Below are 1,274 nucleotides of genomic sequence, written 5' to 3'. Positions count from 1 at the left end.
CACCAGCGAGGCCGCAGCCCGCAGCCTCCAACCCAGACCCTGTTGCGATGGCCGGATCAACCGGACCGGCATGATCGTTTCGCCGGTGAATTAAGACACCCGCCCGAGTGAGTTGACTCCCGGCACCCTGTTCCGGCCTGATTAGCCGCGCTACACCCAGGGCGTGATCAAGAACCTCCTGCAGCGTGGTCTTCTCGCGCTCGCGCTCGCCGCCCTGCCCCTGCTCACCACCGCTCCCGCCGCACACGCGGCCGCGGCCCAGCCGGCCGCCGTCGCCGCAGCCAGCGGACTCCGCGCGCCACTGCCGTTGTTCGAGGCGATCGACCAGATTCCGGTCGCTGACGAGCATCGTGAGGGCTACAAGCGGGACCTCTACAAGCACTGGAACCGCGGGCTGAACACGACGGACGGTTGTGATACCCGCAAGGAGGTCATCCTCTCCGAGGCGGTCCAGGAGCCGCAGGTCGCGGCCGGGTGCCGGCTGACGGGCGGTTCCTGGCTCAGCCCGTACGACAACCTCGTCATCGTCGACGCCGCCCGCCTCGACGTCGACCACTTCGTCCCGTTGGCCGAAGTTTTCGACTCCGAGCTGAAGAGCCCGGAGGGTGCCCGGTGGAGTGCGGCGCGTCGTGAGGCGTACGCGAACGACCAGAACAGCCCGGACACGCTGGTCGCGGTCTCCGCGGCCTCGAACCGGAGCAAGGCGGACCGGGATCCGGCGGAGTGGCTGCCCCCGGCCGCCGACTACCACTGCGAGTACGTGGCCAAGTGGGTGGGCACCAAGCTGCGGTGGGACCTGGCCGCGGATGAGGCCGAGCGCCAGGCCCTGCTCGGCGTCGCGGAGGACTGCCCGAACACCACCGTCGTCTACGAGCCGGCCCCCTGATCGCCCCGGCTGGCGGACCGGGCACGCACCTCGCCCATGCCCCGCTCCCGGCGGCCAGCCGACAAGATGGCTACAGGTGGGCCAGGTGCTCGCGGACCGGCCCGGCAAGCTCGGCGTAGAAGTCGACGCGGTCTTGGGCCTGGAGGACCTGGGCGCACACGGTTAGCAGGCCGGTGCGGGCCTCGGGCCGGTCCAGGACGGGGGGCAGCTCGGTCCGGATGCGGGCGGCCGTGGCGGGGGCCAGCAGGGCGTACACGTACAGGGTGGCCGCGTCGTAGCCGTACGGGGCGCGGCCGCCGGGTAACCCCGGCGCATTGCTGCGCCGGGGTCCCCTCAGAACCGTGCGTGCACCTCGTCGATGCACACGGCTCAAGCAAGCCGCGAGGGC

1 protein-coding gene and 1 pseudogene are annotated in these 1,274 nt (G+C 71.4%); one reads left to right on the top strand and one right to left on the bottom strand.

All coding sequences use genetic code 11. From position 1 onward, the window contains the following. Positions 1 to 163: 163 nt before the first annotated feature. Positions 164 to 886, top strand: coding sequence for a DUF1524 domain-containing protein (locus ACGFYY_RS42375; protein ID WP_393717993.1), 723 nt, complete (start codon positions 164 to 166; stop codon positions 884 to 886). 70 nt (positions 887 to 956) lie between these two features. Here ACGFYY_RS42375 and ACGFYY_RS42370 read toward each other — a convergent pair. Beyond that, positions 957 to 1,274, bottom strand: a pseudogene (locus tag ACGFYY_RS42370) (hypothetical protein); the annotation flags it as partial.

Source organism: Streptomyces sp. NPDC048331, assembly GCF_043201215.1.
Classification (GTDB): Bacteria; Actinomycetota; Actinomycetes; order Streptomycetales; family Streptomycetaceae; genus Streptomyces.
This window is presented reverse-complemented; position numbering and strand designations above follow the sequence as displayed.